This window comes from Paludibaculum fermentans (assembly GCF_051172195.1).
Classification (GTDB): Bacteria; Acidobacteriota; Terriglobia; order Bryobacterales; family Bryobacteraceae; genus Paludibaculum; species Paludibaculum fermentans_A.
Window position 1 is genome coordinate 4,512,475 of sequence record NZ_JBPJAQ010000001.1, and the last position, 21,402, is coordinate 4,533,876.

Consider the following 21,402-nt stretch of genomic DNA (forward strand, 5'->3'; position numbering starts at 1 on the left):
GGAAGGTCAAACCGCAATTCAGGAATAGCCCATCACCCAAGTTCGCAGCCGCGATCCCCTCTGGTTGTGGCCAAACCTGCTGAGTTTGGATGCCCCTCTTGTAGCCGTGGTCTGGCTAGCCTTTGTCTGCCGCTGCTACGCTCTGCCGCTTCGGCCCGTCGCCCATATCGCGCTCTTCCTCACCGTTTGGGCGATCTACCTGGGTGACCGTCTGCTGGATGTCCGGCGGCCCGCCACCTCCACTGAATCGCCCCGCCACCGCTTCTACCGCCGGCATCGCAGTTTCGCCCTCGTACTGCTGGTGCTCGTGCTGGTTTTTGATTCCGCCCTTTGTTTGTATGAGATCCGGCCGGCCGTGCGGCAAGCGGGGTGGCTGGCCCTGGCGGGCGTACTGTCTTATCTCGCCGTCGTCCACCTGTTCCACCTCCAGGCGCTGTTTCCCAAACAGGTTGTGGCCGCGGTACTGTTTGCGGCGGGTACGTTTGTGGCGCCCTGGGCGTTGAGCGGCGATGCCCGCATCCTATTCATTCCCTGGTTGTTCTTCATGCTGCTGTGCCTCGGCAACCTGGTCGCGATCGAGGGTTGGGAATGGCGCGATCTGCATGCCGGCCAGCCGCCCCAGGCCATGACTCGGGCACTGCAGGAACGGCTCAGGTTGTGGATTCCGGCTGTGGGCCTGGCGGCGCTCGCCTTTGCCCGGGAACCGTATTTTCAAGCAGTTGCGGCCAGTGCGGCGGGCATCACGGTCATCTCCGTGTACGAACACCGGATCGGCCTCAACCTGCGCCGCGTCCTGGTGGATGCCGCGCTGCTTACACCCATTGTTTTCTATTGGTTATGAATGCAGACCGCATTGCCTCCCTGTACCGTTGGATCGAGTACTGCGCGTTCGGTCAAGCACTGGAGCGGCGGCGATTCGCATTCCTCCCGTTGGTCCGGGATGCCCGTAAAGTATTGATTGCAGGAGAAGGCGACGGACGCTTCCTGTCGCGGTTGGTCGAGCAGAATCCCGGCGTGAAGGTCGACGTGCTCGAATCCAGCGCCGAGATGATCCGGTTGGCCAGGCAGAGGCTGCCTCCAAACGCCCAGGTCACCTTCCACCAGGGAGACGCGCTGCAACCACCACAGGGCGGACCGTATGACCTGGTGGTGACTCACTTCTTCCTGGATTGCCTGTCCGATGAAGAGACCGTCCGCTTCATTCAGGGCGTTAAACAACACTTGTCGTTTAGCGCAGTTTGGCTCGTCAGCGATTTCCAACAAGTGTCGTTTTGGCCGGCGAACTGGCACTCCTGGCTCTGGCTCCGCGTCATGTACGGTTTCTTTCGCGTCTTTACCGGCCTGCGGACCGCAAAACTGCCGCAAATCGACCGGGCCCTGCACGCTGCCGGTTTCGAACTACAGGCCAGGGAGGAAGAGCGGTTCGGATTGATCGTCTCCCAACTCTGGCGCCTCGAGCGAAAGGGTTCGCAGTTGTAACGCGCCTTATACCTTGATCTTCGACCTATCGCGCCCTAAGCTGAATGGTAGAAGCTTGAGGTATTCATGCCCCCGTCCAGATTCCCCATTCCGCAAGGCACGCTCGACATGCTGATTCTCCAGATTCTCTCCCTGGAGCCGGCGCACGGCTACGGCATCGCGCAGCGTCTGGAGCAGATTTCCCGCTCGGTCGTCCAGGTGAACCAGGGCTCGCTGTATCCTGCGCTGCACCGGTTGGAGCAGAAGGGCTGGCTGCAGGCGGAATGGAAGCAGTCGGAGACGGGCCGCGAGGCCAAGTTCTACTCACTGACTCCTGCCGGACTCGCCCAACTGGCGGTCGAGCGGGATAGCTGGGCGAAGCTGTCCGGCGCAGTCCAGTTGATCTTCGACGAGGGGGCTGCGCAATGAAGAAGATCCTCAACTGGTTCCGGCGCAGGGATCTGGAAAACGGCCTGGATAAGGAACTGCACTACCATTTCGATCGCCGGGTGCAGGACCTGGTGCAGTCCGGCGTATCCGAGGTGGAGGCCAAGCGGCAGGCCACCCTGGAATTGGGCGGACTGGCGCAGGTGCGGGAGGAGGTTCGCGACGTCTGGCTGAGCCGCTGGCTGCGGGACTTCGCCTATGACCTGCGATTTTCCGCCCGCTCGTTTCTACGCAGCCCGTCATTCACGGCAACGACGGTGCTGTCGCTGGCGTTAGGAATTGGCGCCACAACGGCGATCTATTCGCTGGTCGATCAGGTGATGCTGCATGCACTGCCTGTGCGGCAGCCTGAGCAACTGGTGCTGGTGGATTGGAGAGGCGAGCAACTGGCGAACGGGTTCGGCAGCTACAACCTCATGTCGTATCCGATCTGCGGCGACCTGCAGGCGCAGACCCAGATCTTTGACGGCGTGCTGTGCCGCGCGGCCACGACCGTGAACCTGTCGACAGGGTCCGATCCGAAGCCGGCGGGCGCGGAGATCGTCTCGGGCAGCTACTTCCCGATGCTTGGCGTGGGTGCGACGATTGGGCGGGTGTTGGGCCCGGAGGATGACCGGACGGCCGAAGCGAGTCCTGTCGTGGTGCTTTCCTACGACTTCTGGAAGACGCAGATGGACGGTGCGGCCGACGTGCTGGGCCGGAAGGTCCTGATCAATCAGCACCCGATGACTGTGGTCGGCGTGGCTGCTCCGCAGTTTCGCGGTGTGGATGTGGGGGAAGTTCCGTCGTTGTGGATCCCCGCGTCCATGTCTTCGCAGGCGATCCCTGGGTTCAAGGGCCTACAGAATCGCCGTATGCGCTGGATGCAGATTCTGGGCCGGCTGAAACCGGGGATGACGCTGGAGCGCGCCAGGTCGGGATTGGAGCCGTGGTTTCAGGCGATGCGGCTGGAAGACATGGGGCGCCCCGGGTTTCCGCGGATCACGGCGGAACGCCGGAAGCAATATTTGTCCTCGTGGCTGGAAGTGACTCCAGCGCCGCAGGGCCATGCCCCCTTGCGGCGCAGGCTGGCCCAACCGCTGTGGGTTTTGCTGGCGGCTACAGGCGTCTTGCTTGGCTTGGCCTGCCTCAACGTAGCCGGTTTGTTCCTGGCGCGCGGCTCGGCCCGGGAGCGGGAGATCAGCACACGCCTGGCGCTGGGGGCTTCCCGGAGCCGGATCGGGCGGCAGTTGCTGGCGGACAGTGTCCTGTTGGCCTTGGCTGGGGGCCTGTTGGGTGTGGCCATCGCCCCTTCCGCCATGCAGACGTTGATCGCCTTTCTGCCGAGCCAGGTGACGAACAACGGCCTGCATGCGGCTGTCGACAATCGGCTGCTGCTGTTCGCGTTTCTCGTGAGCTTGGCGGCGGGCCTGTTGAGCGGCTTTGCTCCGGCGCTGCAGGCTGGCCGGAAGTCATTGATGACCTCGCTGCGGGAACGCGGGGGCTCCGCCTCGGGTGGAGTGCGTCTGCGAAAAGTGATTGTCACCGTGCAGATCGCGTTCTCCCTGATCCTGGTCGTAGGCGCGATGTTATTCATGCGGACATTGACCGGGCTGTTGGAGAAAGGCCCCGGCTTCGACACCACCAGCCTGGTGTCGTTCCAACTGGACCCACGCCGCAACGGGTACACGCCAGAGCAGTCCAGTCAATTGATCCGGCGGCTGCATGAGGAGGTTCGCACGGCTCCGGGTACGCAGGCCTCGGCGGTGGCGCGGTATGCCCTGTTGACCGGTGGGAGTTGGAACGATCTGATGACGATTCAGGCGGACGAACGGATCAGCACCGACCGGGACGTGAACCTGAATGCGGTGACGCCGGGGTTCTTCTCCACCATGGGCATCCGGCTGATCGCAGGCAGGGATTTCGACGAGCGCGATACGCTTCCGGTGGGCAAGTTCGGTCAGCGAACGGCCATCGTGAGCGAGTCGTTTGTGAAGCGCTACCTCGGCGGGCGCAGCCCCCTGGGCCTGCGGGTTTGCGAATGCACTGGCCCTGACGCCAAGCCGGATGCCGAAGTGATCGGTGTAGTGGCCGACTTCAGTTACCGCGGGATCCGGGACAATGCAGAGCAGGCGTTTTTCGCAATGCTGGAGGGGAACGACACGGGCGGCACTTTCTATGTGAAGGTGCGCGGCACTCCGGAGCAGGCGTCCGCGACGCTGCGGTCCATTGTTCGCAATGCGGATCCGGCCCTGCCCATCTCGTCATTCCGAACCTTGGATGAGCAGGTGAACCGGTCGTTGAATACGGAGCGGATGCTGGCCACGCTTTCGGGTGCGTTCGGTACACTGGCGCTGCTGTTGTCGCTTGTGGGGTTGTATGGCGTGATGTCGTTTGTGGTGACGCAGCGAACTAGGGAGATCGGGATCCGGCTGGCGTTGGGCGCGACAGGCGGCTCGGCGATCTGGTTGGTGCTGAGGGACGCGCTGCTGATGGTGGGGGTGGGCATGGCGATCGCGCTGCCATGTGTGGCGGCCCTGGGGCGGCTGGTGGAGTCGCAGTTGTTTGGAGTGAAAGCGACGGATCCGTGGACGATCGGGCTATCGGCGTTGTTGCTGGCAACGGCGGCGCTGGGAGCGGCGATGGTGCCGGCGTACCGGGCGTCGACGGTGAATCCGGTGGAGGCGCTGCGGCTGGAGTGAGGGGAGTGAGGGTAGGGGTGATGGATTTGCGGGCCATGGGCCCTTGGCTTACGACGGCGGAGTTGCTCACGCCATTGCATCCGGATCAGGACGCACTGATCTCTCTGTTCCAGTCGGAGATAGATGCAGCAATGCGCCGCGAAATCGCAGAGGCCGACTATGGCAATATGGCTGATCATTGCGACGCATTGCTTCGCCGGATCCTGGAGACGGGGCGAGTGGATTCTCGAGATCCTCATCTGCGGGAAGTGCTGGAACTGATCCGTTGGTCGGAGCCGGATGAACGAGGCTGGAGCCCAGGGGGAGAGGGCACGCGGGGCCATTGGATGCGATTGTTCTCATGCACCGTACTGGTGCGGCTGGGGCCCATCGAGAGGAAGATGCTCGGCGGCGAGACCGACACGCTGGCTCAATTGGTCGCGAGTGCAATTGCGTTGGGGCGGCCGGTGGCACAGGCTTCCGTAGGGCTGCTGGCCTGGCGGTTTCTCACCTACCCAGGCGAGGACGGATACCCTCCATTTCTCGCATTCGCTATTCTGCTGCTTGCCGCTCACCTGGGATGGGGGGCGGATTGTGGGTTGTGGCTCCGTCGGATGGCCGAGTGGGTGGAGGAGGAAGAGTCCTGTGCGCGGAACGGCAACTCCGGACCGGAATGGCTTATGGGGTTGGGCGGTTCTTGCGCGAAGGAGTCGCTGTGGCGTTCCCTGGCAGTCCGCATCCTGGTGTCGCCGGAGCGTCCGCACCCGCCTGAGGCGGACGAAGCACTGAGACTGGTAGGGGCGTTGGTCGCGGACCCATGAAGCCGAAGCGGCGATCGCGCTGCCGTGTGTGGCGGCGTTGGGGCGGCTGGTGGAATCGCAGTTGTTCGGAGTGAAAGCGACAGATCCGTGGACGATCGGGCTATCGGCGTTGTTGCTGGCGACGGCGGCGCTGGGCGCGGCGATGGTGCCGGCGTACCGGGCGTCGACGGTGAATCCGGTGGAGGCGCTGCGGCTGGAATAGGCGGAGTGGATTGGTGCGGGCGGTAGCCGGTTCGAGATCTTCAGGAAATCCACTGTTCGTTGTTCGAACCCATGGGAGGCCCTCGAATTGGGCAAGCGAATGAGACATACTCGAAGTACAGTGGCTCCAGACGACACTACCCCGAAAGCCCGCGAGGTCTACTTCAATCGGCTGAAGGAGTTATCCCCATCCGAGCGAGTGCGCATTGGCGTCAGGCTGTGGGAAGCGGCGAACACGCTGCAGTGGGCGGCGGCACGCCGAAAGTACCCGGGCGCAAGCGAGGAGGAACTCGCTTTCCGCATTGCTTGTACGAGGTTTGGGCCTGAACTCGCGCGAGCCGCTTATCGCAGAACATGATGCCGCGCCCGGATGCCTTTGATCTTCTCCGCACCACATTCGAGCGGGTTGGAATCCGCTACGCCGTTGGCGGCTCGTGGGCCAGTACCGCCTTCGGTGACCCTCGGTTCACCAACGATGTCGACGTTGTGGTCGAGTTCGGGGAGGAGAGCCTTTCGGCATTTCTGGACGCCCTGCCGAGTGAATTCTATGTGGATGCGGAAGAAGCCGTTAACGCGTTGAGTCGCGGCAGGTCGTTCAATGTCATCCACATGCCTTCGGTGCTCAAGTTCGACTTGTTTCCTTCGCGTGCGTTTCCACTCGGCGTGGAGGAACTCGATCGGGCCCTATCGCTGGAAGACACCGGACTATCGAAGAGCCCTGCGCGGTTTGTGACGCCTGAGGATATCCTACTGGCGAAACTGCACTGGTTCCGCTCGGGCCGGGAGATCTCCGAGGTTCAATGGCGGGATATCCAAGGGATTGTTCGGGGGTGCGCAGCGGGGTTTGACCGCGGATATCTGGAATACGGGGCTGCGAAACTCGGTGTTCTCGATTTGCTGCACCGAGCGCTCAGCGAAGAGTAATCGGCCCCAGTGCGGCTGGGTGCCCTGTCCTATAGCCCGGACGACTCGACCGCGCGCATCAGGACACCGGCAGCGTCAGGCGCGCTCGCAGTCCCCGTTGTGGCGATTCCTCCAGGGCTATGCTGCCCCCATAGAGTTCCGCCAAATCTCTAACAATCGCCAAGCCGAGGCCGGAGCCGGGTGCGGCTTCGTCGGCCCTGACTCCACGCTCCAGGACCGCGGCGCGCAGCTCCGGCGGAAGGCCGGGGCCGTCGTCGTCCACTGTCAGCGTCAGCACTTCGTTCGATTGATTGCCTGCCAGGCGGATTGTCGATGCGGCCCACGTACAGGCGTTGTCCAGCAGATTGCCCAGGATCTCGTCCAGGTCCTCGCGCTGCATGCGGGCTGTCAGGCCGGGGGCAGGTCGGCGGTGATCTCCAGGATGCGGGCGGCGTGCAGCTTGCGGAGCGTCCGGATCAGGCCTTCCGCCGAATCCGCCACCAGAGTGCGCGCCGTGCCCGCGGCTCCGGAGGAAGCGGCCCGCGCGCGGGCCAGATGGTAGTCGACCTGGCGGGCCATCTTCTCCACCTGCTGATTGATGGTTTCGGCGGTATCGGCGTGGCCTTCGGCGCGACAGGCGGTTCGGCGATCTGGTTGGTGCTGAGGGATGCCCTGATGATGGTGGAAGCCGGGCATGGCGATCGCGCTGCCGTGTGTGGCGGCGTTGGGGCGGCTGGTGGAATCGCAGTTGTTCGGGGTGAAGGCGACAGATCCGCGGACGATCGGGCTATCGGCGTTGTTGCTGGCGACGGCGGCGTTGGACGCGGCGATGGTGCCGGCATACCGGGCGTCGACGGTGAATCCGGTGGAGGCGCTGCGGCTGGAGTGAAGCCGTTTCGCGGCTCAGCCAAACCCTGGCCTTTCCTCCAAGCCCGCGCGACCGGGGGGCCGCTATACTGAAGTCGGAGCATTCCGGGGCAGGATGGCCCACAGGGAGATACGTGGATGGCAGGCTCGGGCAAGAAGCTAGACCAGGGAGCCGTGAGTTTTGAACCACCGGCCGCTGCGGCTGTGTCGGAGTGCCGCGTGGCGACAACCGATCCGGACCTTGTCGTGCTCCGGACTGGCAATCCCGTCAAGAAAGCAATTGTTCCGGCGCGCGAGCGGGCTTCCGGAGTCCTCAAACGCGTGGGAAAGGCGATGATGAAGCCTGGCGCTGACCGTGCGCGGGTCTTTGCCAGCAGCTCGGGCAAACCGGTTTATGCGTACTCGCTCTACACGAAGGATCCAACGAAGATCGTGCGGGAGGACGCTTCGGGCCGGAGAACGATCGGACGATTTGTAGGTGGGCGCTTTCGTCCCACTACTTCCACCGAATGAGACGCTGAGCCGTGCCAGCGTCTAGCAGGACTCCTCCCACTCTCACGGCCCTTCTACGCAGGGACGCGGCGGATAGCAGGCCTGTCGCGATCGTGCTTGCCGGCCACAACGGTTCCGGCAAATCCACTCTCTGGTATGAGCGTCTGGCGGACGAACTCCAGATGCCGCTCGTCAACGCGGATCGCTTGACGCTCTCCCTGTTGCCGCCAGTTGGAAGCGACAGGATGATGAAGGACTGGGCAAGCCGGTTGAGAGACGAGGATGTACGCTGGCAGAAGCTCTCTCAGGAGGCCGTAAAGCTCTTCATGGGCCTGGTGATGGAGCAGGGTATGCCGTTTGCGTTCGAGACCGTATTCTCACATCTTCAGGCGCAAAGAGATGGGTCTTACCGGTCCAAGATCGATGTGATCAGGGCGCTTCAGGAGCACGGATACTATGTGATCCTCCTTTTTGTCGGGTTGGCGACCGCCGACCTGTCTGTTTTGCGCGTCCGGACCCGCAAGACACAAGGTGGGCACGATGTTCTGGAAGACAAAATCCGCAGCCGCTTCCCTCGCACTCAGCAGGCGATCCGGATGGCCTCCGCCGTCGCTAATCTCACCCTGATGTTTGACAACAGCCGCGACATTGACAACGCGTTCACGCTGGTGAGAGCCCAGCGTCGCGAGCAGGTGTTGTACGACTGTCGGGACGACGGTTTCCGGCAGGATGCTGAACTATTGGCGGCTGCGGACGTATGGCTGGCCCAGGTTGCGCCGCGATGATCGTCGAGCCTGTCATTGGGCGTGAGAGGGCAGGAGTCCGGAAGCGTTGATTCGCAAATGACGCGCTCGGTCCAATGGTTCAGTCGATGGGTGCGCGGACCATTCGTTGGGTGGTGAAAGGGTGTCAGGCGGGATCTTCACGCGACGCGTAGCGTCAGGCGGGCACGGAGCCCGCGCAGGGGGGACTCTTCCAGGGCGATTGAACCACCGTAAAGCTCGGCCAGATCCCTCACAATCGCCAAGCCGAGGCCGGATCCCGGAGCGGCTTCGTCCGCCCGGACTCCTCTCTCCAGGACAGCGGCGAGCAGCTCCGGCGGCAGGCCGGGGCCGTCATCGTCCACTGTCAGCGTCAGCAGTTCGTTCGATTGATTGCCCGAGAGGCGGATTGTCGATGCGGCCCACGTACAGGCGTTGTCCAGGAGATTGCCCAGGATCTCGTCCAGGTCCTCGCGCTGCATGCGGGCTGTCAGGCCAGGGGGTAGGTCGGCGGTGATCTCCAGGATGCGCGCGGCGTGCAGCTTGCGGAGCGTCCGGATCAGGCCTTCCGCCGAATCCGCCACCAGGGTGCGCGCCGTGCCCGCGGCTCCGGAGGAAGCGGCCCGCGCGCGGGCCAGATGGTAGTCGACCTGGCGGGCCATCTTCTCCACCTGCTGATTGATGGTTTCGGCGGTCTCTTCGTGGCCCTCCGCGCGGAGGCGGTCTGCTTCCTGAGTGAGTAGCGCCAGCGGCGTCTTGAGGCCGTGAGCGAGATCGCCTGCTGTCGCCAGGGCGCGGCGGATGGACGCTTCGCGGTTTTCCAGGAGCCCATTCAACTCTTCGATCAAGGGGCGGATCTCGGTCGGGTAGATGCCCTGGACTCGTGCTTCCTGGCCGGTTCGCACGGCCGCGAGACGCGCCTGCAAGCGCCGGAAGGGGGTCAGGCCGCGGCGCGCCGCCAGGACGCCGGCCGCCATCATGGCGAAGCCGATCAGGATGGCCGCGAACGAAGCCCTGCCTCGGACGGAGGGGAAGACATGGATGACCAGGATCGACAGCATGTGCATGATCATCAGGAGCCCGGCCGTCCACAGGATGGAGGCCACGATCAGGCGGGTGCGCAGGGATGAGAGCATCGTCAGACGGCTCCAATGCGGTAGCCGAGTCCGCGGACGGTTTCGACGCAGGCAGGCCCGAGTTTGCGGCGCAGGCGGGCGATGAAGACCTCGACGGTGTTGGAGTCGCGGTCGAAGTCCTGGGCGTAGATGTGATCGATGAGTTCGGTGCGGGGGACGACGCGGTCGCGGTGATGGAGCAGGTAAGAGAGGATGCGGAATTCGTAGCTGGTGAGTTTGACGGGTTCTCCGGCGAGGGTGACGCGGGCGGTGCGAACGTCGAGGGTGAGGGCTCCGGAGTGCAGTTCAACGGAGGCCGCTCCACTGGCGCGGCGGATGAGGGCGCGGACGCGGGCGAGCACCTCCTCGACGCGAAAGGGTTTGGCGACGTAGTCGTCGGCTCCGCTGTCGATGCCCTCCACTTTTTCGTGCCAGCTTCCGCGGGCGGTGAGGATGAGGACGGGCCAGCGGAGGCCGGCGCCGCGCCAACGGCGGAGCAGCGTGAGCCCGTCAATCTTAGGCAGGCCGAGGTCGAGCAGGACGACATCGTAGTCGCCTGAGTAGGCCAGGAAGTCAGCGCGTTCGCCGTCGGCAGCCGTATCGACGGCGTAGCCGGCCTGGGTCAGTTCCTGGGCCAACCGCTCGGCGATCAGTGTTTCGTCCTCGACAATCAGAACTCGCAATCCCCCTGTTATAACGCACGAAGCTGAACGGCACCTGAACAAGCTGTTCAGCATCCGTTCAGGTGGACGGGTGCATGATGGGTCTACCGATATGCACGCATCTCTCGATTTTGGATATCCGTGGTGGCTGAGCTACGGACATTTGGCCTTGGCCGCGTCGGCCGGCGCCGTGATTCTACTGGGGTTTTGGCGGAAGTGGTCGAAATGGCTGCTGCTCGTCCTGGGAGTGTTCGCGCTTTGGGCGGCGAGTGTCTTTCTGATGGTCCGGTTTGGAGTGAATATCGATTCGGTGGCTGCGCTGCCGACCGAGAGCTTCCTGCGAGCGGGTACAGGCAAGGTGTTGGACTTGGGGGCTGGGACAGGGCGGTCGACCATCATGGTCTTAACGTCGCGTCCGAAAGCCACGGTGGTGGCGCTGGATCTGTTTGGCGCGTCGTTTGATCAGCACTTCGGGCACGCGCATACGCCGGAAGAGATCCTGGAAGGGAATCTGCGGGTGGCCGGTGTGGAGCAGCGGGCCACGATTGTGAAGGGCGATATGCGGAAGTTGCCTTTCGAGAACGCGAGCTTTGACGGGATTATCACGTGTTATGCGATTGACCATCTGGGGCGTGACGGGATCAAGGAGAGCCTGGCCGAGTCGTACCGGGTGCTGAAGCCGGGCGGGGAATTCCTGATGATGATTATTAATGGGCGGGATCCGTGGCTGCGGTATGCGTTTGGGCCGCTGCTGGCGCATGGCGGGTTCCGGGGGCAGGAGTGGTGGGCGGAACGGGTGAAGGAGTCCGGGCTGCAGGTGGTGGAGTCCGGGACGGTGCGGGCGTCGTTTTATTTGGTGGGGCGGAGGTAGGAGCGGGGCTAACAACGATGACGACAAGCGAAACGAATTGATCGTCCCGGCGATGAATCCACGTGTCTCTTCGATTCACTCAACGGGCTGGGGGGATCGTGGGGCTGCCAGCGCCGCGTTCCCAGGAGCGAAGATAGTACCACCGCGCGCCCAGCGCACCCTTGCGCACGGCCAGGTGTATGAGATCGCCGGGTTGAACGCGTTGAAAGGTCAGCTGCCCGACTCGAATCCGGGTTTCTTTCCGGGATGGTCCCCATGGCGCCAGATCCAGTTGGTACGTGATGGATTTCCCTGAGGAGACACGCTTTTCTTTCATCACCGCGTCATAAGCAATTTCCGGGCTGGTGTCCAGCATTGCGTTGGTTTGGACTGCGGTTCCATAGCCGTGGCCCAGCGAGACTGCCAGGATGGCAACCGCCGTCGCGCCTTTCGCGCGCGAGCTAGGATCGATCGCGCAGAGCAAAAGCCATAGGAGGATTCCTGCTATAACAGCACACCAGGCGATTGGGATCGAGTTAAGCAGGTCGTAGTCAGACAACGATCGGAGCGCGAGACTCATCGACGGGAACAGGATGGCATAAGCGACATGTGGGTGGTCGTCATCTCGAAATCCATCAATCCGGAAGAGGCCACGGGACAACTTCACCGCTCCACCAGCTATCCAGGGTGACAGGATCAACGAGATCATCAAAGGCTCGTACGGAACTGGCCGCAGGAAGGCCCAAAGAGAAAGAAGGCTGGCGACTGCGTTAATGGCGAGGGCGATGCGTCGGCCGGTCGCCAGCGCCCTCATCCTCACTCCTGGTGTTGACCCCAATCGAGTGTTGTTTCGAATTTCTGCGCGGGAGGACTTGCGGTTGTTGGCGTCGAGACAGGGCAGCGTGTACAACCATTGGGCGAACGTCGTATCAATTGGAAACAACAGTGCGAAGCTGATGGGTGAACGCGCGGATTCCTTCGGGAAGAAAACGAGGCCGGGCGCCGGGTGCGTTTTCCACCCGCGGATTTCTTCGCGTCGCAAAACCTTCGTATTGGTAAGTTCAACAACTTCGATCCGATCCTCGAACAGAACGATGCGAGAGAGGAAAACACTCAGAAGGAGATAGACGCCCAGGGCAACGAACGCGCAGCAAATGCAGGGCAGCCAGAAGCGCCCGGCCGAGTCTCGAGGAGGCTCCACCACCACAAACCACCACGCACCGATGGAACCAGCCAGAGCGGATACGGCTCCGCCCAGTGAGAGGAAAATCAGCCATCCCCCGGAAGCGCGGTAGGTGCGCGGGTACTGTGGTGAGGATTCTTGGCTTTTTCTGGAAAACATCGAAAAACAAATACTGTTGACGCCGCAATTGTAGCATTGCGCCCCTTGCTGGCATGCGTGCTCTTGTGCCGGCAACCCCCAGAACTCGGCGCGCGTTTGGACCGTGGCGTGTTTTTGGCGGGGTTCGGAGCAAGGAGAGGTGGGCGGAGCGGGTGCGGGAGTCCGGGCTGCAGGTGGTGGAGTCGGGGACGGTGCGGGCGTCGTTTTATCTGGTGGGGCGGAGGTAGGGGTCTCTGAGGCCCGAGTTCACGGCGAGGCAGTAGCCGGATTGAGAATACACTGTACATATGGACTGGAGTCGCTGTAGCGCCGTCGATCGCAACGCGGAGAAGCTCGGCGGAGTATGGTGTTTCCGCGGGACGAGGCTGCCTGTCGCCACGTTGTTCGAGCACCTGGACCGGGGTGCGACTATCGACGAGTTCCTGGAGTGGTTCCCGGCTGTGCACAGGGATCAGGTCCATGCTGTTCTGGTATTCGCCAGAGAGTCGCTCGATCAATCTGTGGCCGTGGCGTAAGGATCCTATTCGATGCCAACACGCCCGCACCGCTTGCGCGGTTCCTGCGAGGGCATGACGTTGTTCGCGCGGACGATCTGGGCTGGCAAGGGCTGGAGAATGGTGCCTTGCTCGATGCAGCGGAAAAGCAGGGTTTGATTTGCTAATGACCTGCGACCAGAATGTCCGGTATCAGCAGAACTTCACTGGCCGGAATTTGGCGCTCGTTGTCCTCTCTTCGAATCACTGGCCCACTCTGCGAGGGAAGGCCGCGCGGATTGCCACCAGCATCGATTTTGTGCAGACGGGGCAGATTGTCCGGGTGGATGTGGGGGGATTGTAGGAGGGGGCGGTTGCTGGGTGGACATCCAGTGAAGCCATTCCGCCGCACAGGGCGGCCACCCTGATCCTGCCAGGAGTTGAACAGGCTGCGTCCGTTACCCGGAGCGCCGAAGCTCATCCCGAATCACTCGCCGCAGGGTCGATTCCAGGGACTCCTGTTTCCGGTGCATGAAGCTGCGCAACGCCTCGTTGATGAGTGTCTGGTAGTTTCCACTGCCCGCGTCATCGACCTGCTGGCGAAACCAGTCCAGAACATCATCATCCAGGCGGATCGTGACCCGGGTCTTGCCCGGCGGCACCTTCAGCACTGGTCCGCGCTGGCCCTGGCTGAAGTCATATTCTTTCTTCATTCGGCTTCTACAGTGTGTACGATTGTACACCGGGCCGAATGGTCCGTCTGAGAAGGCGCACTTGTGCCGTCTCGAGGTTCCGTCGTGGTCAGTCCAGACTCTCCGGCTGAATCTCGATATTCTTCTCGCCAGCAGCCTTCTTTTCGTAATACTTCCGGACCCAGGCTTCCCAGCTTTTGCCGGCCGCTGTGTCACGGCCACTGAACGTCAGACCCGCGATCTCCGCATAAGGGATCGAGAGGCGCGTCCGGGCGTCCTTGGGGATCACCCTGACTACCGAATCCGCCAGCGTCTTGCCCGTGCGGCGGTCGAAGATGTAGCCCTCCAGCACCGTGCCGTCGCGGCGGGTGATGGTGACGTCTCCGCGATAGTCAAAAGCCTGCTCCAGGCCTTCCAGGATTTCCGCTTCCGTGGCCATCGGCCATTCCGTGCCCTGGACGCTCACTTTCCACCGCCGATCTGGACCAGTTCGTGCTTCGCCGGGGCCGGTGTCGCCAGGTCGGCCAGCGCCTGGGGATTCGAATACGACGAGGAGAACGTTGCCTTCACCGTGCTCCAGAAGCCTTGCCAGGTGTGGAAGGTGTCGTGCACGGCCGAGGCTTCATAGCCGCTGTGCACCATGCAGTTGGCGCACTTGGGGTTGCCCGACTCGGTGCCGTACTTCTCCCATTGCGTCGATTCCATCAGCTCGGCGAAGGTGTCGGCATAGCCGTCCTGCAGGAGGTAGCAGGGCTTCTGCCAGCCGAACAGATTGTAAGTCGGCATGCCCCAGGGGGTGCAGGAATATTCGCGCAGGCCCATCAGGTATTCCAGGAAGAGCGGCGACTGGTTGAAGACCCAGCGGTCCTTGCGATTCGACAGGAACGTCCGGAAGAGCGAGCGGGTGCTGTCCTTGCCCAGGAAGTGTTGCTGGTCGGGCGCCTTGTCGTAGGAGTAGCCCGGCGAGAGCATCATGCCCTCGACGCCGAGCTCCATCATCTCGTCGAAGAAGCCGCGGACGCTGTTCGGGTCGGCGCCATCGAACAGGGTCGTGTTGGTGGTGACGCGGAAGCCGCGCTTCACCGCTTCCCGGATGCCCTCAGCGGCGAGTTCGTAGCCACCCTCCTTGCAAACCGAGAAGTCGTGGTGGTCCTTCTGGCCGTCCATGTGGACGGAGAAGGTCAGATACTTGCTCGGGGTGAAGAGGTCGATCTTCTCCTTCAGGAGCAGGGCATTCGTGCAGAGGTAGATGTACTTCTTGCGGGCCACCAGGCCGGCTACGATTTCGGCGATCTGGGGGTGCATCAGGGGCTCGCCGCCGGGGATGGAGACCATTGGGGCTCCGCACTCGTCGACGGCGTTAAAGCACTCTTCCGGCGTGAGTTGCGACTTCAGGATGTGGGCCGGGTACTGGATCTTGCCGCAGCCGGCGCAGGCCAGGTTGCAGCGAAAGAGCGGCTCTAGCATGAGCACGAGGGGGTACTGGCGCCGGCCCTGAATACGCTGTTTCAGCACGTAGGTGGCGACGGTCCACATCTGGGAAATCGGTACGGGCATAGGTTGATCGGCCTCTGATCGCGAACGCGAACTCTCTTTCGCGTTTTACCAGGAAAGCTGGCATACTGTCAATGAGTCTTATGTCCGGCCCGATTTCCAACGATCCGCCCGCAGTGCAGGTTCGACGCCGTCCGGTGCAGGAACGCAGCACCGACACCGTGAATCACATCCTGTCGTCGGCGTCCGCCCTGCTGACCAAAGTGCCGTTGGAGGAGATCACGACCAGCCGGATCGCGGCTGAGGCGGGCATCTCGATCGGCGGGCTGTACCGCTTCTTCCCTGACAAGCAGACGATTCTGGACGCGATCGCGGTCCGGCATATGGACGATTTCCGAGCAAGCCTGGTGGGCGCGGTGGCGAAATCTGTCCTCTCCGATGGGCCGGGATTCCTCAATCGGGTCATCGACGCCTATATCGCCTACCTGGACGCGCACCCCGACTTCCGCACACTGGCCTTGGGCCGGCATATCAGTGCGGTGACCCGGCAGGTGCAGGCGGGTCCGGACGCGGGTCCGGCGAGCCTGGTGAAGTGGTTCATCATGTGGCGGTTAGGGGTGAGGGAACCGGCGTTGCTCGACCTGAAGCTGCGGATTGCGATTGAGGCGGGGGAGCGGCTGATCGGCTACGCGTATGAGCAACCGGCGCAGGAAGAACGGGCGGCCGTCCTGACTGAACTGAAGGCCCTGCTGGCGGCCTACCTCTTCTAAGAACATCCTCAATAAAAATGGGGCCGGACACGCCCTGTGGGAAGCGCGCCCGGCCCTGTTAGCACCAGATTGCGCTACACCGTTACTGTGAACGAGTAGTGCATCTGGTTGAAATAGCTCAGGTGGCCGTCGCAATTGGCGATATTGCGCTTCCAAACCGTGAGCTCAACCAAATAGCAGCAGGTTTTGGGGAAGACCAAAGCCGCGTCGTTGACGTGCAGCCGCATGGTGCCGCCGTTCCAGGTGGGACGGACAGCGGTTTGCGGCGCGTTCACGGCATTGGAGTAGTCGGGGCCCTGCGGACCGCCGGCGAGCGGCGTGAGGGTGAAGGCTCCGACATCGGCCGCGCTGAGAAGGTTCTTGATCGAGCCGAGGTCGTACTTGACCACCAGTTCGTAGTGGTCGAGGTGGCCATCGGGATCGGAGACAAAGAAGTCGATCTCGAGCGGGACGCCGTTGGGGAGCTGCTGGGCTCCGCAGGGTAGGACCGTGGCGCCGCCGATACGGACCGAGTTGATGCCGCAATCGGGCTCGGTAGTATCGACGTGGACGGTGTTCGGTACCTGCGGGCCTACAACGCGGTTGTCGAGACGCAGGGTGAGCAGGTTGTTCTCGGGCTCGCCGCCACAGCCGTCCATGACCTTGCGGGTGGCGAGGTCGGGATTGCCGGCGCCGTCGGCACGGTAGCCGATGACACGGAAGTCGTAGGCGCCATCGGAGAAGAAGCCCTTGGTCTGGATGTTCGCCATCACGTTGATGTTGTTGGACCAGACACGGCCCGCGATGGCGTTGCCCCAGGCGGCGGGGTGGGTTGCTTCGTAGTGCTGGCGGCTCTCATAGACATGGATTCCGCCGAAGTCGATCACCGGGAAGGTGGGGAAGACGAACTGATTCGGCCACGGGAGCGTAGCGTCGAAGTAGCCGCGCCAGAGGTCGATGAGGCAGCCGGCAGGCACGGGCGCCCAGCCGGCGGAGCCGTGCGGGGTGTACTCGATCTCGTAGAAGTCGGCTTGCGCGGAGGTTCCGAAGAGGCCGTAGAAGCTGACTGATTCGGAGAACGGCCGGTCGCGGCCGCCGGGGTCGAAGTATCCCGCCGTGACACCGGTCTTGCCGATGGTGGTGACAGGGATCCCGGGATCGCCGCAAACGCTGGTGAAGAGCGAGCAGTCGCCTTCCGGCTGATCGTCATCATGGGGCAGGCAGCAGGCCTGGTTGTTGGCGACGAGGGTGACGTTGAGGTTGGTGGGAATGTCCCAGCGGGTCTGGAAGACGTTTTCGCTGAACACCACTTTGGCCGGGCCGGCGCCGCAGGGCTGGGTGACTCGGAAGATGATGTCCGGATTGCAGTCGAACCAGGGATTCCAGGGCCACCAGGGCCAGATGCGAAGCTTTTCGAGCTCCGGCACGTGCGGCAGCAGGGAAACCAGCTTGTCGCGGACGGCGGGGATGGTGCTGGGATCGAGGACCTTGCGCGCCAGCAGGCTGGGGTGAAGAACAGGCGTAACAACAGTCGGCCGGGTGGGCGTGAGGGGGCCGAGCGGCGGCAGCGGCTGAGGGTTCAGGGCCGCGATGTCGAGGCGCGGGATGGGGTCCGGTTCCGGGAAGCGGATAGCCGGATTGAGCTTGAGGACAGGCCGGATCTTCTCTATGAGATCGTCGTCCAGGCGCCATTGACGCAGCCGCCACCACCACCAGGGCCACCAGCCGCAGCACCAGCGGAAGCGGATCGTGAAATTACCGGCACCGTCGGTGACAGCGGAAGGTCCAACCTGCTGGATGGAGGACCACCACCAGAAGAAGTCGACGTCATAGGCGCGGACCTCGGCTCCGGGGACGGGGCTGCCATCGGCGCACACGACGCGGCCATGAATCGTGAATACGCGGCACCAGCGCAGCCACCAGACCCACCATTGCGGGGTGATGACGATCGCCGGGATCGCCAGCGTCCGCTCGTTGGCCCACTGGGCGGGCGTCACCTTGGCGGTGAGCGTTTGGAGATGGAACATGTCCTCGTCGCTGGCGGATTCCGGGCCGACGGCGATGTTGAGGGTTTGCTTGGGGTCGACGTCGAGTTTGATTTCTCCCTTGCCGGCGTCGAGCGCGATGATCTGGGACTTGACTCCGTTCTTGTCCTGAACGGCGACTTTTACCTTTTGCTGCTTGCGATCGGTGTCCGCAATCTGCGACGCATCGATAGGGATCCTGAGTGTACTCACGGTCTTGTGCCTCCGGGAACGTTATTTGTTTTGTTATTTGTTTTTTGTTGACACACGAATAGCGCGGGCGGCACCGCGCCTTCATTGACGGTTTCGATTGCTCTGAATCGGCTGGAGCTAGCGCACCAGTTTGAGACCCGGCACGGAGACGAGCGAAGGCGCATCGGAGCCATGGACACTGACACGCCCGGCGCCGCCTCCAAACCGGTAGACCATGCCTGTCAGCGGTCCAGTGACCACTAGTTGACCCTGGCCCGAGTACTCGAACTGCACGCCGCCGGAGTTCCAGTGGCGGGCTTCGCCCGAGGGGCCGGTTTGCGCTGGGCGCGCGGCGGCCCGCTGACTACCGCAACAGGACATGGTGGTGTTCCTCCTTTGAGACGACTGGCGGATCGGTGTGATCCGGCAAAGGTTCTACGTGCCACAGCGCAGGTGGCGCGGCGGGGGCAGCCGGGGCTCGGTGAGTGGCGCGTTCCACGAGAATCGCGCCACCCGAGAGGCCCAGCCAGAGCAGGGACCGGTCGAGCCAGTTGCTTCCCAGAAACCAGGCGGCCGGTGCTGCCACCCACAGGCTGAGGCAGTAAAAACAGTCCAGCATTCGTCCGAAGAAGCCGTTCCCGAGAGCCCTGCGCAGCCGGGCGAAGAGATCGCCCGGACCGTCCTCCTCGCAGAGCAGATGGGTGACGCGCCACACTGCCAGAACGGACACAATCAACCAAGTGAGTGGCAGCGCGGCGAGCACGACGTTCTCCGTCCTCCATGGCAATAGTGAGGAACAGGGGATCTCCGTTTCAGCAGGAGGTGAAAAGTTCTCAACTTTGTTGGGCACGGCGGAATAGGCCGACGGGCAGGCCCTCGGCGTCGAGCACGATCGCCATCTCGTCGCCATCGGGGAGCATCTGAGGCGGGAATACTACGTGGCCGCCGAGGGTTTTACACTTTTCGACGGCAGCAGCGACGTCGTCGACCTCGACGTAGAGCGTGACCATCGGCTTGCCCTCGGGCGGGCAGGGCCAGATGCCACCCTGGATGCCGCGCTCTGAGCAGGTGTCGACCATGCGGTAGCCCAGCGCGTTGTTGGCGTTGATCTCCCAGCCGAACAGGCCCGAGTAAAAGCGGGCGGCTTTTTCAGGATCCTTGGCCAGGATCTGCCATTGCATGACGGGTTGTCCCATTGTGTGAAACCTCTTTCTCGGACTTTGGCGCCGGGGCGGTGGTGACGGGCCACAGGCTGATATCCAGCCGGTAGACGTCATCGCGCAGGCCGGCATTTTCGAACAAATGACCCAAGTCCTGGCGGAAGCGGTCGAGCAGTTGGCGGAGGGCGGGCAGTTGATCGCGGTTCACAGCCAGGGTGGTGGAACTGAATTCGCGCCAGCGTCCATCCGGTGCTGGGGGCGCGGCCAGGCGGCGGACCTCGGCCGCCAGGCGGTCGACGGCAGCCTGGGTGAATTCGCCTTCATCGGCGATGGCAGAGCCGGTGGTGTCGACCCAGCCGGAAGGCTCCATGCGGAGCAGGCCCAGGCGCAGCAGGCGCTGGACGGCGACGTTGACCTCATCGACAGGGATGCCCAGGACCCGGGCAATCCAGCGGCTGTCGGGGCGGAAGGCGTCCAGATGGAGAAGTTCCAGGATGGCGTGATGCTGCCAATCGGCGAGCAGGCGGGCGGTCTCCTCCGTCATCTTCGACGCGGCGTCCTGGGGCTGGGTAGTCTGGGTGACGAACTGGGCGCGGGTTTCCGTGTCGATGCCCAGCCGGATGGACAGACGCTGGATGGCCGTTTTCCCAAAGGTCCGGCGGCCGCGCAGGAGTTGGGAAAGTGTGGAGTGGTCGACGCCGAGAAAGTTCGCGAAGGCGCGCAGCGAGTATTGCGGATTCCGGGCGCATCGCCGGGCCAGTTCCTGCTGCAGGAAGAGGCGGAAGTCCAGGGCGGGGCGGCCTGTGTCAGATGAGCCGGTGACGATCTTCAAGTGGCCAGTGTAGGGGCTACCGGACAGGCGGACAAGAGCCGGGGGGCAAATAGTGGGGCAGGGCGTTGCCCCGGCGCCCACCGTCTAGTCATATGATTGATCTCGCAGGAGGACGAGATGAGCGAACTGACACGACGCGAACTGGCGATGGGGGGCTTGGCCGCGGGGGTGAGTGCGACGGCGGCGGCCGCCAAGCCGCTGGCTCCGCTGACTCCGGGTATCAAGATCTCGATGCAGGTGGGCGAGGAGGTCACGGACGACGACCTGGCCTGGATCCGGCAGATGGGCATCGACTATCTGAACGTGCAGACCGGCAAGGGCCGGGCCACCCTGGATAACTTCCAGGCCATCAAAACCAAGGCCGCGGCGGCGGGCCTGCAGGTTTGGAACATCTCGAACAACGACAACCGGAACATCGAAGAGGTGACCCTGAACCTGCCGGGGCGGGAAGAAAAGATCGCGTGGCTGAAGCAGTACATCCGCGATACAGGCAAAGCGGGCATCGGCTACATCACCTACGCCCACATGGCGAACGGCATCTGGTCGAGCGCCACCGAGAAGACGCGCGGCGGCGGGACCGCCCGGGCGTTCCGGTTGGAGACGGCCAAGGGCACCTGGAACGGCAAGACCTACGAGGGCGCGTTGACGCACGGCCGGAAGTACTCGAAGGAAGAGCTCTGGGAGAACTACACCTATTTCATCCGGCAGATTGCTCCGGTGGCGGAAGAAGCGGGCGTACGCATCGGAATCCATCCCGACGATCCGCCGGTGCCGGAGCTGGGCGGCATCCCGCGGCACATCTTTGGAACCTACGACGGGTACGTGAAGGCGCTGGAGATTGCGAACTCCCCGAACATCGGGGTGTGCCTGTGCTGCGGCACCTGGATGGAGGGCGGCAAGAGCATGGGCAAAGACGTGTTCGAGGCGGCGCGCGGCTTTGCGAAGCTGGGCAAGCTGTGGAAGATCCACTTCCGGAATGTGACGGCGCCCCAGCCATATTTTGTCGAGACCTATATCGACGGAGGCTACACGGATATGTACAAGCTGATGCGCACCCTGGTGGAGGTCGATTTCCGCGGCAACCTGATTGCCGACCATGTGCCGGCGATGAGCGGGGCGCGGCAGTCGGGTTGGGCCTACAGCATGGGTTATATCCGGGCGCTGTATCAGGCGGCGTTGGCGGAGAAGAAAGGGTAGGGCGATATCC

The 21,402-nt window shown here is 63.1% G+C and carries 28 protein-coding genes; 15 read left to right on the forward strand and 13 right to left on the reverse strand.

The annotated features are described in order from the left end of the window. Positions 1 to 106 precede the first annotated feature (106 nt). The 7 genes from ACR9Y2_RS18135 (at position 107) to ACR9Y2_RS18165 (ending at position 6,511) form a co-directional block, all read left to right on the forward strand. Positions 107 to 841 (forward strand): hypothetical protein, encoded by a 735-nt coding sequence (locus ACR9Y2_RS18135; protein ID WP_435042942.1) that lies wholly within the window; start codon positions 107 to 109, stop codon positions 839 to 841. Between the two features lie 113 nt (positions 842 to 954). Beyond that, a complete protein-coding gene (locus tag ACR9Y2_RS18140; RefSeq protein WP_435042943.1) occupies positions 955 to 1,479 on the forward strand; it encodes a class I SAM-dependent methyltransferase in 525 nt (174 codons plus the stop codon). Positions 1,480 to 1,545: 66 nt separating this feature from the next. After that, positions 1,546 to 1,887 carry a PadR family transcriptional regulator gene (locus tag ACR9Y2_RS18145; RefSeq protein WP_435042944.1) on the forward strand — a complete coding sequence of 114 codons (342 nt, stop codon included), beginning with the start codon at positions 1,546 to 1,548 and terminating at the stop codon, positions 1,885 to 1,887. After that, on the forward strand, positions 1,884 to 4,586 hold the full coding sequence (locus ACR9Y2_RS18150; protein WP_435042945.1) for an ADOP family duplicated permease: 2,703 nt from the start codon (positions 1,884 to 1,886) through the stop codon (positions 4,584 to 4,586). Before ACR9Y2_RS18145 ends, ACR9Y2_RS18150 begins: the two co-directional genes overlap by 4 nt. A 35-nt stretch (positions 4,587 to 4,621) precedes the next feature. After that, the gene (locus ACR9Y2_RS18155) at positions 4,622 to 5,386 is read left to right on the forward strand and encodes a hypothetical protein (protein WP_435042946.1); all 765 of its coding nucleotides are present in this window, start codon (positions 4,622 to 4,624) and stop codon (positions 5,384 to 5,386) included. Positions 5,387 to 5,456: 70 nt separating this feature from the next. Further along, positions 5,457 to 5,588, forward strand: a complete 132-nt coding sequence (locus tag ACR9Y2_RS18160) for a hypothetical protein (RefSeq protein ID WP_435042947.1) — start codon at positions 5,457 to 5,459, stop codon at positions 5,586 to 5,588. Positions 5,589 to 5,941: 353 nt separating this feature from the next. Further along, positions 5,942 to 6,511 (forward strand): hypothetical protein, encoded by a 570-nt coding sequence (locus ACR9Y2_RS18165; RefSeq protein WP_435042948.1) that lies wholly within the window; start codon positions 5,942 to 5,944, stop codon positions 6,509 to 6,511. A gap of 58 nt (positions 6,512 to 6,569) precedes the next feature. Here ACR9Y2_RS18165 and ACR9Y2_RS18170 read toward each other — a convergent pair whose 3' ends face one another. Together ACR9Y2_RS18170 and ACR9Y2_RS18175 are read right to left on the reverse strand one after the other, a co-directional pair. Next, positions 6,570 to 6,890, reverse strand: a complete 321-nt coding sequence (locus ACR9Y2_RS18170; RefSeq protein ID WP_435042949.1) for an ATP-binding protein — start codon at positions 6,888 to 6,890, stop codon at positions 6,570 to 6,572. Between the two features lie 8 nt (positions 6,891 to 6,898). Then, positions 6,899 to 7,186 (reverse strand): hypothetical protein, encoded by a 288-nt coding sequence (locus ACR9Y2_RS18175; protein WP_435042950.1) that lies wholly within the window; start codon positions 7,184 to 7,186, stop codon positions 6,899 to 6,901. Between ACR9Y2_RS18175 and ACR9Y2_RS18180 the strand changes: the two genes are divergently transcribed. The 3 genes from ACR9Y2_RS18180 (at position 7,185) to ACR9Y2_RS18190 (ending at position 8,634) form a co-directional block, all read left to right on the forward strand. After that, positions 7,185 to 7,379 carry a hypothetical protein gene (locus ACR9Y2_RS18180; protein WP_435042951.1) on the forward strand — a complete coding sequence of 65 codons (195 nt, stop codon included), beginning with the start codon at positions 7,185 to 7,187 and terminating at the stop codon, positions 7,377 to 7,379. The genes ACR9Y2_RS18175 and ACR9Y2_RS18180 overlap by 2 nt on opposite strands. A gap of 116 nt (positions 7,380 to 7,495) precedes the next feature. Next, complete coding sequence (locus ACR9Y2_RS18185) at positions 7,496 to 7,870, forward strand: hypothetical protein (RefSeq protein ID WP_435042952.1); 375 nt, start codon at positions 7,496 to 7,498, stop codon at positions 7,868 to 7,870. Between the two features lie 11 nt (positions 7,871 to 7,881). Then, positions 7,882 to 8,634 (forward strand): zeta toxin family protein, encoded by a 753-nt coding sequence (locus ACR9Y2_RS18190; RefSeq protein WP_435042953.1) that lies wholly within the window; start codon positions 7,882 to 7,884, stop codon positions 8,632 to 8,634. Between the two features lie 137 nt (positions 8,635 to 8,771). On the opposite strand, the gene ACR9Y2_RS18195 is transcribed toward ACR9Y2_RS18190, so the two are convergent. Further along, the gene (locus ACR9Y2_RS18195) at positions 8,772 to 9,746 is read right to left on the reverse strand and encodes a sensor histidine kinase (RefSeq protein WP_435042954.1); all 975 of its coding nucleotides are present in this window, start codon (positions 9,744 to 9,746) and stop codon (positions 8,772 to 8,774) included. A 2-nt stretch (positions 9,747 to 9,748) separates the two neighbouring features. Next, positions 9,749 to 10,408 carry a response regulator gene (locus ACR9Y2_RS18200; RefSeq protein WP_435042955.1) on the reverse strand — a complete coding sequence of 220 codons (660 nt, stop codon included), beginning with the start codon at positions 10,406 to 10,408 and terminating at the stop codon, positions 9,749 to 9,751. A 91-nt stretch (positions 10,409 to 10,499) separates the two neighbouring features. Here ACR9Y2_RS18200 and ACR9Y2_RS18205 point away from each other — a divergent pair, with 91 nt between their 5' ends. Continuing rightward, positions 10,500 to 11,258, forward strand: a complete 759-nt coding sequence (locus tag ACR9Y2_RS18205; protein ID WP_435042957.1) for a class I SAM-dependent methyltransferase — start codon at positions 10,500 to 10,502, stop codon at positions 11,256 to 11,258. Between the two features lie 79 nt (positions 11,259 to 11,337). Here the strand turns inward: ACR9Y2_RS18205 and ACR9Y2_RS18210 are convergent, their stop codons facing one another. Continuing rightward, positions 11,338 to 12,579 (reverse strand): hypothetical protein, encoded by a 1,242-nt coding sequence (locus ACR9Y2_RS18210; RefSeq protein ID WP_435042958.1) that lies wholly within the window; start codon positions 12,577 to 12,579, stop codon positions 11,338 to 11,340. A gap of 287 nt (positions 12,580 to 12,866) precedes the next feature. On the opposite strand from ACR9Y2_RS18210, the gene ACR9Y2_RS18215 reads away from it, so the two are divergent. Together ACR9Y2_RS18215 and ACR9Y2_RS18220 are read left to right on the forward strand one after the other, a co-directional pair. Further along, on the forward strand, positions 12,867 to 13,094 hold the full coding sequence (locus ACR9Y2_RS18215) for a DUF433 domain-containing protein (protein WP_435042960.1): 228 nt from the start codon (positions 12,867 to 12,869) through the stop codon (positions 13,092 to 13,094). A gap of 145 nt (positions 13,095 to 13,239) precedes the next feature. Further along, positions 13,240 to 13,416 (forward strand): hypothetical protein, encoded by a 177-nt coding sequence (locus tag ACR9Y2_RS18220; protein ID WP_435042961.1) that lies wholly within the window; start codon positions 13,240 to 13,242, stop codon positions 13,414 to 13,416. A gap of 94 nt (positions 13,417 to 13,510) precedes the next feature. Here ACR9Y2_RS18220 and ACR9Y2_RS18225 read toward each other — a convergent pair whose 3' ends face one another. The 3 genes from ACR9Y2_RS18225 to hpnH all read right to left on the reverse strand — a co-directional run bounded on the left by ACR9Y2_RS18225 (position 13,511) and on the right by hpnH (position 15,301). Beyond that, positions 13,511 to 13,765, reverse strand: coding sequence for a BrnA antitoxin family protein (locus ACR9Y2_RS18225; RefSeq protein WP_435042963.1), 255 nt, complete (start codon positions 13,763 to 13,765; stop codon positions 13,511 to 13,513). 88 nt (positions 13,766 to 13,853) lie between these two features. Next, positions 13,854 to 14,183 (reverse strand): hypothetical protein, encoded by a 330-nt coding sequence (locus tag ACR9Y2_RS18230; RefSeq protein WP_435042965.1) that lies wholly within the window; start codon positions 14,181 to 14,183, stop codon positions 13,854 to 13,856. Between the two features lie 23 nt (positions 14,184 to 14,206). Next, positions 14,207 to 15,301, reverse strand: coding sequence for an adenosyl-hopene transferase HpnH (gene hpnH / locus ACR9Y2_RS18235; protein WP_435042967.1), 1,095 nt, complete (start codon positions 15,299 to 15,301; stop codon positions 14,207 to 14,209). Between the two features lie 80 nt (positions 15,302 to 15,381). Here hpnH and ACR9Y2_RS18240 point away from each other — a divergent pair, with 80 nt between their 5' ends. Then, on the forward strand, positions 15,382 to 16,008 hold the full coding sequence (locus ACR9Y2_RS18240) for a TetR family transcriptional regulator (RefSeq protein WP_435042968.1): 627 nt from the start codon (positions 15,382 to 15,384) through the stop codon (positions 16,006 to 16,008). A gap of 74 nt (positions 16,009 to 16,082) precedes the next feature. On the opposite strand, the gene ACR9Y2_RS18245 is transcribed toward ACR9Y2_RS18240, so the two are convergent. The 5 genes from ACR9Y2_RS18245 to ACR9Y2_RS18265 form a co-directional block, all read right to left on the reverse strand. Next, the gene (locus ACR9Y2_RS18245; protein WP_435042969.1) at positions 16,083 to 18,224 is read right to left on the reverse strand and encodes a carboxypeptidase-like regulatory domain-containing protein; all 2,142 of its coding nucleotides are present in this window, start codon (positions 18,222 to 18,224) and stop codon (positions 16,083 to 16,085) included. A 117-nt stretch (positions 18,225 to 18,341) separates the two neighbouring features. Beyond that, complete coding sequence (locus ACR9Y2_RS18250) at positions 18,342 to 18,584, reverse strand: hypothetical protein (protein ID WP_435042971.1); 243 nt, start codon at positions 18,582 to 18,584, stop codon at positions 18,342 to 18,344. Beyond that, on the reverse strand, positions 18,568 to 18,966 hold the full coding sequence (locus ACR9Y2_RS18255) for a hypothetical protein (RefSeq protein WP_435042973.1): 399 nt from the start codon (positions 18,964 to 18,966) through the stop codon (positions 18,568 to 18,570). The genes ACR9Y2_RS18250 and ACR9Y2_RS18255 overlap by 17 nt, the downstream gene beginning before the upstream one ends. A gap of 70 nt (positions 18,967 to 19,036) precedes the next feature. Further along, the gene (locus ACR9Y2_RS18260) at positions 19,037 to 19,384 is read right to left on the reverse strand and encodes a VOC family protein (RefSeq protein ID WP_435042974.1); all 348 of its coding nucleotides are present in this window, start codon (positions 19,382 to 19,384) and stop codon (positions 19,037 to 19,039) included. After that, positions 19,353 to 20,195, reverse strand: coding sequence for a TIGR02147 family protein (locus tag ACR9Y2_RS18265; RefSeq protein ID WP_435042975.1), 843 nt, complete (start codon positions 20,193 to 20,195; stop codon positions 19,353 to 19,355). Before ACR9Y2_RS18265 ends, ACR9Y2_RS18260 begins: the two co-directional genes overlap by 32 nt. Before the next feature lie 117 nt (positions 20,196 to 20,312). On the opposite strand from ACR9Y2_RS18265, the gene ACR9Y2_RS18270 reads away from it, so the two are divergent. After that, positions 20,313 to 21,392 carry a mannonate dehydratase gene (locus tag ACR9Y2_RS18270; RefSeq protein WP_435042977.1) on the forward strand — a complete coding sequence of 360 codons (1,080 nt, stop codon included), beginning with the start codon at positions 20,313 to 20,315 and terminating at the stop codon, positions 21,390 to 21,392. Positions 21,393 to 21,402: the final 10 nt, after the last annotated feature.